9 protein-coding genes and 1 tRNA gene are annotated in these 8,435 nt (G+C 36.9%); 5 read left to right on the forward strand and 5 right to left on the reverse strand.

The genetic code is table 11. From position 1 onward, the window contains the following. The first annotated feature begins 130 nt into the window (after positions 1–130). The 4 genes from FOF46_RS26585 (at position 131) to FOF46_RS26600 (ending at position 3,142) form a co-directional block, all read left to right on the forward strand. A complete protein-coding gene (locus tag FOF46_RS26585; protein WP_143918573.1) occupies positions 131–427 on the forward strand; it encodes a helix-turn-helix domain-containing protein in 297 nt (98 codons plus the stop codon). Positions 428–672: 245 nt separating this feature from the next. After that, positions 673–1,149 carry a hypothetical protein gene (locus tag FOF46_RS26590; protein WP_143918574.1) on the forward strand — a complete coding sequence of 159 codons (477 nt, stop codon included), beginning with the start codon at positions 673–675 and terminating at the stop codon, positions 1,147–1,149. A gap of 514 nt (positions 1,150–1,663) precedes the next feature. After that, complete coding sequence (locus FOF46_RS26595) at positions 1,664–2,128, forward strand: JAB domain-containing protein (RefSeq protein WP_143918575.1); 465 nt, start codon at positions 1,664–1,666, stop codon at positions 2,126–2,128. Positions 2,129–2,182: 54 nt separating this feature from the next. Next, positions 2,183–3,142, forward strand: a complete 960-nt coding sequence (locus FOF46_RS26600; protein WP_143918576.1) for a CHC2 zinc finger domain-containing protein — start codon at positions 2,183–2,185, stop codon at positions 3,140–3,142. 39 nt (positions 3,143–3,181) lie between these two features. Here FOF46_RS26600 and FOF46_RS26605 read toward each other — a convergent pair whose 3' ends face one another. The 4 genes from FOF46_RS26605 to FOF46_RS26620 all read right to left on the reverse strand — a co-directional run bounded on the left by FOF46_RS26605 (position 3,182) and on the right by FOF46_RS26620 (position 7,223). Beyond that, positions 3,182–3,592: a hypothetical protein gene (locus tag FOF46_RS26605; protein WP_143918577.1), complete on the reverse strand. Its 411-nt coding sequence runs from the start codon at positions 3,590–3,592 to the stop codon at positions 3,182–3,184. Further along, positions 3,589–4,293: a ParA family protein gene (locus tag FOF46_RS26610; RefSeq protein WP_143918578.1), complete on the reverse strand. Its 705-nt coding sequence runs from the start codon at positions 4,291–4,293 to the stop codon at positions 3,589–3,591. The genes FOF46_RS26605 and FOF46_RS26610 overlap by 4 nt, the downstream gene beginning before the upstream one ends. A gap of 328 nt (positions 4,294–4,621) precedes the next feature. Next, positions 4,622–5,635 (reverse strand): replication initiation protein, encoded by a 1,014-nt coding sequence (locus tag FOF46_RS26615; protein ID WP_143918579.1) that lies wholly within the window; start codon positions 5,633–5,635, stop codon positions 4,622–4,624. A 1,132-nt stretch (positions 5,636–6,767) separates the two neighbouring features. Then, positions 6,768–7,223, reverse strand: a complete 456-nt coding sequence (locus FOF46_RS26620) for a hypothetical protein (protein WP_143918580.1) — start codon at positions 7,221–7,223, stop codon at positions 6,768–6,770. Between the two features lie 465 nt (positions 7,224–7,688). Here FOF46_RS26620 and FOF46_RS26625 point away from each other — a divergent pair, with 465 nt between their 5' ends. After that, the gene (locus tag FOF46_RS26625; protein WP_143918581.1) at positions 7,689–8,048 is read left to right on the forward strand and encodes a helix-turn-helix domain-containing protein; all 360 of its coding nucleotides are present in this window, start codon (positions 7,689–7,691) and stop codon (positions 8,046–8,048) included. Between the two features lie 118 nt (positions 8,049–8,166). On the opposite strand, the gene FOF46_RS26630 is transcribed toward FOF46_RS26625, so the two are convergent. Then, positions 8,167–8,239, reverse strand: a tRNA-Gln gene (locus FOF46_RS26630). Between the last annotated feature and the right edge of the window lie 196 nt (positions 8,240–8,435).

Genomic DNA, 8,435 nt, shown 5'->3' on the forward strand with positions numbered 1-8,435 from the left:
GATGATTTTAAGGTCACTATTCCAATACAAATATACAACTAAATATAAGCCTTACAAACATAAGCCTTATATTTATAAGGCAACAATATGTAAGTAGTTTAGCAATGCATTTCTGTCTAAATTTGAGCGCATGGTGAAAAAGACAGATAAAGAAAAAGAGAGCGAGAAACGTCAAGAAATATTGATCGCTAAAGCCATAGGACAAGCTATTCGTTATTATCGACAAGAGAAGGACATGTCCCAGAGCGATGTATGCGCTGTATCTAATCTGGAACGTAATGTATTTCAGCGTTATGACGCAGGTAAAGTGTCATCTCCAAAAGTGGGTAATCTGATAAAAATTGCAAAAGCTCTTGAAATTACACCCGGCGAGATTATAAACAAAGCACACGAAATGCTTCAAGCGAATCCTAAATTCAACAGCTAATTATTTTCTTACGTTTCACAGTAAAAAACTGTTGAACTCCTTTTGTTTCCCCGATAGATTGCGCCTTGTAAACTTGCATCAATCATAGATTGATATGCTATAGTAATGCCAGGCATTACTCCAACCTAAACATTCCTGTTTTATAGCTGCTTATTAGCACTTATGAATAGACGATGGTGTATCCAATTACGGTACGTTGCAAGTCTTACATTCACTGAATGTGTAATTTTTTAAATCATTTTATCATGTCAAAGGAGAAGATTTTTTTATCAAGCTTAACTGCATCTGAAAAATTTGGTAACTCAATTTTAAACGGCAGTATTGTCGTAGATGAATTAATTGAACTGCTGAATAGCGAAAAAGTTCAGAAGTATGTCTATGAATATAAAGGCAAACAACGTCTGAATATTCAAGTAATCGAGTGGAGAAAAGAAGATAAACACGGACGTTCCCACTCATTGGAAGTAAACACGTTTATTCCAGATTCACGTAAAGCAGATAATGACAACGATCCTAACACGGAAGCAAGTGAGGAGACTTCATCGGAGAATCAAGCATCTTCTGAAAATCAGACTGAGAATACTCAAGCTGAAACAGAAACTGCTAAAGATACTCCTGAGAATACGTCAGATTCGGAGAAAGGGAAAACCACTACGAAAAAGACGAGTTCTCGAAACAAGCGGGGGTCTAAAACGCAAGCTAAGGAACCGGTTACAGCGTAATGCGCTATATACCGTTTTGATTTAAGGGGATTACATTTTAATCCCATCTTTTATTGTTTAATGATTAATTATTAACATATGGCGGATGACATTTTTATCGGCAATGCCAAGCCACATTGGAAGTTTGGGCCAACCACACTGGTTTGGTCTATCGATGTGAAAGAACTACTGGAGATATTGAAAAGCGAATCACTTCCTTATCAATATCAACACAACGGACGAACGCGTGTGAATATTCATATTACCAAACGCAAGAAATCTGTTGAGAGTGGCAGTACCCATTTTATCAAAGTGGATACGTATATACGTACCCATTGATGATGGACTACACGATTATAAGGGGATACACCAATCCCCTTTTTTTAATTACATGTTCCGTTAGGACATTTTTGCTGCAAAGCTAGGTCACGCCGTGGAGAGCGGTGTTGATTTGGAATAGGATCATGTTGTACCGCAAACCACGCCCTGCCCTGTTTCGCATTAGCAGAAAAATGTCTAACGAAAACAGAACATCATGAAAACAAACAAAACAAACCTAAGCGTAGTAAGCGAAGTGAAGCTTTCCTATATCAACCGAGTTAAAGCCAATGATCGTATTAAGATAGGATGGTCAAAGGATGCTTACAGATTATTTAAAGAAAGTTGGGATCATGGGACTATCGATGCGTTTGAAACCTTCAAAGCTTTATATGTGAATGGCGCCAATCAGGTACTAGGAATTATCACCATATCTACGGGAGGTATTCGTTATGCGCTGGCTGATCCTGCCAAAGTATTTTGCACAGCGATAAAGCTTCATGCTTCAGGTATCATCCTATGTCACAATCACCCAAGTGGTACTCTGAAGCCTAGTGAACAGGATAAACAACTCACCGAACGCATGAAACACGCAGGAGAGGTACTAGGAATTACGATACTAGATCATATGATTATCACAAGAGAGGGCTATTATTCATTGGCGGATGAGGGTGTGTTATAGCCCCCTCACCTCTTTGGAATAATGATTGCGTTTAATCGATAAAGCAGAGGGATTATGAAATTTAGAACTAAAGAAGAGTATCAAAAAGCCAAGTCAGTGGATCTGGTGCAACTCCTTGCAAAAGAAGGGCATCAACCAGTGTCCATACGAAAAAATGGGGGGCAATATTGGTATTTATCACCATTCCGTGACAAGGAGAGAACACCAAGCTTTAAGGTAGAACGTGGTAAGAATGGCTATATGTGGTATGACTTTGGCCCCGGTAAAGGAGGGAATGTCATTGAGTTTGTAAAGGAATACAAGAGCAAATACGACCTGAATGACATTATTGACTATCTGGAACCCTATTTTGATACGGATACCAGCAATATTATAAAGGCAATACCATTTCACATAGATCGTGAATCAGGTATTACCATTGAATCCGTCAAGCCGTTACAGCACCCTGCCCTCATTCAGTATTTATCATCACGTAAGATTCCTAAGCGGATTGCAACTATGGAATTAACACCTTTGAATACGAACCAGATAGCACCTTATCAGGTAGGACAAAAACCTGTTGCCAAACGATCTATCGTAAGTGAAGTAAATTACATGCTGCATCAAAATGAGAAGATGTATTTTGCACTTGGCTTTGAAAATGACAAAGGCGGTTTTGAGATTAGGAATAAATACGCCAAGCTCGGCAGCTCACCTAAATACTTTACTACCTTCAAAGGTAAGGATCACACCACCATTGAAATCTTCGAGGGCTTCTTCGATTTTATGTCTGCCATAGTGATGAGCAAGCAGGATCATCTACCCAATGACGTGTTGGTGCTAAATTCCATATCATTCATACCAGATACAATTGATTTCATTCAAAGCCAGAACTACCGAACCATCATTACGTGGCTAGATACCAAAGCCAATGATGCCAGAAAACAATTCAGTTCCCTCACCTATCAAATCGATCATAGGCATTCACTATACGCTGATTACGTTGATCTGAATGAGTGGTTGGTCAATCAATAAGACAAATGTTCATATGATATGAATTAATATGCTATGAATTTATTTTTTATTACCTCTATAGTTCTCTGTAATGTATCTAATCCTCTCTTGAGGAGTTAGCAGACTGAAAACTTCTAATGCTGAACGCACTATATCTGATGCCGATGGTTGTTCATCATAATCTTTACCTGCTAGTTTTTCATATTCTTTGAGTGAATCTCTTATAACGGCAAGATCGTTGGGAAATAGAGAGTAGGTTTTTGGCTTGCTCTTTATGGCCTTTTTTAAGGGTTCCCTACTTCTGAACTTTTCATCCTGATTAAGTGAGGAAATTATTTTTTCTTCTGGAATATTAGGTTCCGAATTCATTTGTGGTAGTCCCAATGGATCTGAATTAGATGACGGTAATTCAAAATCTAAACCACTTAAAGGGTCTATCGGGGTATCTGATTTTTCTTTGAGGTCACTCATACTGCTTCAAGCTCCTTCTTTTTTTGATTATGCGTTTTATCCTGTTTTAAAATTTGTACCACTTCAGCTGCAAACAATGCTGCAATCCTTCTTGCTGATTCTAAATTACTAACATGAGAAGAATTTAATTGAGATAGACTTTTACTATAATCAAATATTGCCTTGAAAGCCTCTAACTCATTAATTTCAATTTGAAAGGCTGTAATATCCTTCTCGCGAATATTCTTTGCCATTGTTCGATAACCACGTGACTTAATTGCAGCTGGGGTTCGTGTAATGAGTAATGCAGAAAGAATGTTACGATTTGCTTGTTTGGCAACTGAACCAACCGCCTTTATTGTTTCTGCTGCTTTACGTAGATCAAATTTTGATCTTTGTGTTGGAATTATGACTAAATCGGCATATGCGACGGAGTATAAGATGGAAAGATTCGCAGTTCCTTCCAAGTCCACTATCACCAGATCACTTATTCCCTTAGCTTCTTTAATTTGATTGATAAGCTCCTTCTCACTGTCATTTGTAACAATAGAAAGATTTGGCACTTTACCTCCATCCTTCTCCCATTCAGTTAAATAATGCTCTGGGTCAGCATCAATAATTGTCACTTTTTTTCCTTTGTCCGCAAATACACAAGCTAGAATAAACGCCGAAGTAGTTTTACCTGCACCACCTTTGGGGGTTGCAAAAACAATGGTTGTCATAGTTTTACTCCATAAATGAATTAATATTCTATGAATTCATAATATATGTGTTCATAATAAATGATGTCATATCATATGAACTATTATCTCATAGTAAGCACAACTAAGTTTTACTGGTTATACTCCTATTGTACAGAAACAGTTGATCCAACCATAAAAACACTATCTTAATCTAGTTCAGGTGTTGTTGAATAACACACTACTCATACGTTGTGAGTTAATATGATATGTATTCCTAGGAAATTAATTCATATCATATTAGTTAATAAGAAATGAGTTAATATAGTATGATTTGTGGCATAAGTAACTAAAGTTATTTCGCTTATGATTAGTATACAATAATCTTTTTACAGAATTGAATGAATGCCCCATTGGGATTTTCAGGGATTGCTTGACCTTGAAATTTTTCTTCCCAAATAATAATCGCTTGCTGAACACCATCACGATAGCCACGATTTATTAAAATTTTGCGAGCAGTTTCTATTGCCTGATCTGATAATAAGTGTGACAGTTTTGATTGTTGTTCCTCAATTAACTGTTCAACCGTTCCATTTCGACGAGCCTTACGGCCTTGTTTAGAATATGTAAGTTCTTTGACTGATTCATCCTGACCGTCTGGTGCAGTATGCCACCATTTTAATACAATATGAGTGATTTCTCGACCTTTTCCAGGAGTAGACATACCCTGTATTTTAACCCGAAATGTTGGTGATAACTGATTTACTTCCTTTTCAGCAGGCTCAATAGCTCTTGTTCTAAGGTTAAACCAAGTTGTTAATTTATCCTTTGGAACACCCAAAAGGTTTCGAAATTCTTGAACGGAAAATTCTTCTTGGCATTTGTTCATATTAATTCGCTTTTCAACCATTTCGTATAAAGCTAGACCATACTTTCCTGTGAAAGAAAGCATTACATTTTTCTTTAATCTTGCAAAAACTGTACTATCATTCAATGCGTCTCTTAAATCAGGATCAAACGAATAATAGAACTTGCCGTCATTTCTTTCGTGTTCAATATTTTTCCCAAGTAGTTGAACTCTAAGTGTAGCTGATTCGCCATTCTGCTTTGTTTTGATATGGGCAATTGCTCCCATTAAACGCATAATTGAACTATCAACCCGTTCATCACTATTTCGAGATAATCTTAATGCCTCTTTATCAATTGAATGTAATACTGGTTTAGCAATATCTTGTTTCGCGTTATCTACTAGAAGATTATATATCTTACGGTCATTAAGGGTGAGGGGAGTGACTTCAACCACATCAACTAATTCCCCTGGTTTTACAATGGTTCCAGAAGTCGATTTCACATCTAATGTTCTTAGTTGATCAGACATAATCATAAACTACATCATTTTATATTTATGTAGCAAGAAGTTTTTACAACTAAAATTCTGTGACAAAATGTAGTTTTAAAGAATTTTCTAGTTTGATTCTCAATACCAAATGTAGTAGGTAGTTATTTGTTACATACATAAATAGACACTAAATAGCTAGAAAACCTAGATAAAGAACTGTCTAGTGACAAAATGTAGTTTTAGCTTGAATGATGGAATAAGTAATCAACGATATGTGACAAAATGTAGTTTTAAGCAATAAACGACATCCATATAACACACTGAAAAACAAGTGTTTTTAACTCATTCTGCCTTTAATATTTCTAATATGACAAAATGTAGTTTCACATTAATCTCAAGACACTCATAAAAACTCTTGTGACAAAATGTAGTTTTAATAGCTCTAAATTGTGGATAACTTACTTTTAACGATCCCAAAATGTAGGTTTGGAGTGACTAAAAGTAGGTTTAGCGCTGACAAAATGTAGTATAACTGTGACTAAAAGTAGGTTTAGAGTGACAAAATGTAGTTTTCAACAAAATAAGCACTTGATATTTAATTATAATTTGCTCCCTGAACAAGAACAAGAACAAACTTTAGAATAAAGAACAAGAAACTAGATGTGGATAACTTAATTAAATACAACAATTTTTAGAATAAAAATCTTTAATAAAAGTGAATGGCTAACGCCATTAGATATTAACTTGTGTGACCTGGCACACATAGCACCGACCCTCGCTTCGCTCTCCCATTGCTTCGCAATACCATTAATGCATTCGCTATTCGCTCATAAGTTATATTTAGCTGGAGTATGTAACTAAATCGAGTATAAACCAACCAATATCGAATCCGTGGAAACAACTCAAGGGCTTAGCAGGAATTGATCGAGAGGTGAGGGAACTTTTAAGGCCAACTGAAGCCACATATCTTGCCGTTGAGAGGGTTAATGTGGTGTTTGTAGCAAAACAGTAGTCAATTATTTACCCCTCTGTACGAGGCTTAAAACGACTTTTTTGCTAAGATACTTTTACTCGATATGAGTAGGGAACCAAGGTGGTAGTTCTAACCTCCATTACTCGCGGGAGGAGCGTACATAAAATTTGTCCCCAAACTCCTTGTAGCTTGGACAAATGAATATTATTTAAGACCATTATTCAGAATCGCCTCAATCTCGCGGATAGACAACCCATCTTCCTTGTAATAATTATAACCTTTATTTTCAGAGTATTTCATAAACAACAACACCGATGATCCATAACCACGAATTATCGCTTGAAGATCGGTATTTCTCTCATCTAACGTTCGGTATCTCTTAAAGATTCGATAGGCTACTCTGTCCAGTAGTATTTGCCATTTCCCTACCTTTAAATCAGCCAATATGTGACAAAGTTCATGAGCGATGCCGCCAACGATGATGGCTTCATTTGCTTTTTTTAGCGACTCATCGACTTCAATAAAATATCCATGTCCGGTCAAGCCGCCCTGATCCATCAATGCATCCTCCAGATTTTTCCATTCTATGGCGATATCTTCATCCATAAGCTCTGGAAATGCATTTTTAATGATGTCATTAAGTATGGTTTGAAGGTTCATACGTCATGGCCTTGCTAGTATTTTAATTAGCAAGAGGATAGCGTAATGGTCTTGTTAAAACAAACGGAAATCATCTGATAATGAAAACACCTATGTTGTCTGTGGCTGTGGGTAACTTGCTACGGAGCGCTTACAAAACGCGGAGTAATAAGTTATCCATCAGTACAGCCCTGAAGATCATATTTTGCTTGAGTTCTGATTGAATATACTCAATAGTAACAATGCAGCTCGCATATAGTGGGTTGTGGGGATCGTCAACCCTTGTTATTTCACTCACGCGGCTCTTAGAGTTACGCGAACGGTCAGTATTGCCTAAACTCCGGTTTCTCAAAGCAGCCGGATGGCGATGTGCTGTCCAGGCTAACGCTAAAAGCATCGCACCTGTAACGTGAGTGGCAGGTTTTGACGACATCCGGCATTTTATGGATGTATCTCCCCTTAACAAAAATCAGGAGGAGATCACATATGTCAGAACATCCAGTGGATATTTATGTTGGAAAAAGGCTTAGAATAAAGCGTAACTCGCTTGAAATGTCTCAGGATGAGTTAGCTAAAGCCATAGGTGTTACGTTTCAGCAAATCCAAAAATATGAAAAAGGAAAGAACCGTATTTCAAGTAGTCGCTTGTACGAGCTGAAAAAAGCGTTGAATTGTTCTATGGAATATTTTTTCGATGGGTTTGATGATCAAACTAGTGATTCTCAACTTTTACAAGAACCATCTGTTGATGAAAAAGAATGGCTAAAAATACGGTCTAATTTCTGTCGGTTGCCAATCGGAATACAACAATCCTTCAGAAAACTTATTAACAGCATAAATGATTAAAAAGCAGCGTATCGAATGCTAGTAAACCAACAGAAGAAATTGATTATTTGTTGTACCAATGTTGTACCAGTAAAAAAACAAAAGCCCCGAGTAGTTGAATACTCAGGGCTTGTAGCTGTTGGTCTACTAGGGCTCGAACCTAGACTCTTCTGGACCAAAACCAGACGTGTTGCCAGTTACACCATAGACCAATGCGTCATTGCGGGTGCAAATTTAAAACTTTCTTTTGGCTCTGCAAACATTTTTTTAAAAAAATATTCTATTAACCCGTTGTGCATTTAGAAAAAGTTGCGCAAACTGCTAAAAGGCAGTAAATTGTAGTTACGACACTATAATTCATATGCACAACTTTCAAGCAAATTACGATAAAATACTCAAGGTTTTAAA

The sequence above is a fragment of the Aquimarina algiphila genome, assembly GCF_007489275.1.
Classification (GTDB): Bacteria; Bacteroidota; Bacteroidia; order Flavobacteriales; family Flavobacteriaceae; genus Aquimarina; species Aquimarina algiphila.

What these genes read in the sequence shown, in the direction of transcription:
- FOF46_RS26625 (WP_143918581.1), top strand. Translation starts at nt 7,689, where the DNA reads ATGTCAGAACATCCAGTGGATATTTATGTTGGAAAAAGGCTTAGAATA.
- FOF46_RS26590 (WP_143918574.1), top strand. Translation starts at nt 673, where the DNA reads ATGTCAAAGGAGAAGATTTTTTTATCAAGCTTAACTGCATCTGAAAAA.
- FOF46_RS26585 (WP_143918573.1), top strand. Translation starts at nt 131, where the DNA reads ATGGTGAAAAAGACAGATAAAGAAAAAGAGAGCGAGAAACGTCAAGAA.
- FOF46_RS26600 (WP_143918576.1), top strand. Translation starts at nt 2,183, where the DNA reads ATGAAATTTAGAACTAAAGAAGAGTATCAAAAAGCCAAGTCAGTGGAT.
- FOF46_RS26610 (WP_143918578.1), bottom strand. Translation starts at nt 4,293, where the DNA reads ATGACAACCATTGTTTTTGCAACCCCCAAAGGTGGTGCAGGTAAAACT.
- FOF46_RS26620 (WP_143918580.1), bottom strand. Translation starts at nt 7,223, where the DNA reads ATGAACCTTCAAACCATACTTAATGACATCATTAAAAATGCATTTCCA.
- FOF46_RS26615 (WP_143918579.1), bottom strand. Translation starts at nt 5,635, where the DNA reads ATGATTATGTCTGATCAACTAAGAACATTAGATGTGAAATCGACTTCT.
- FOF46_RS26595 (WP_143918575.1), top strand. Translation starts at nt 1,664, where the DNA reads ATGAAAACAAACAAAACAAACCTAAGCGTAGTAAGCGAAGTGAAGCTT.
- FOF46_RS26605 (WP_143918577.1), bottom strand. Translation starts at nt 3,592, where the DNA reads ATGAGTGACCTCAAAGAAAAATCAGATACCCCGATAGACCCTTTAAGT.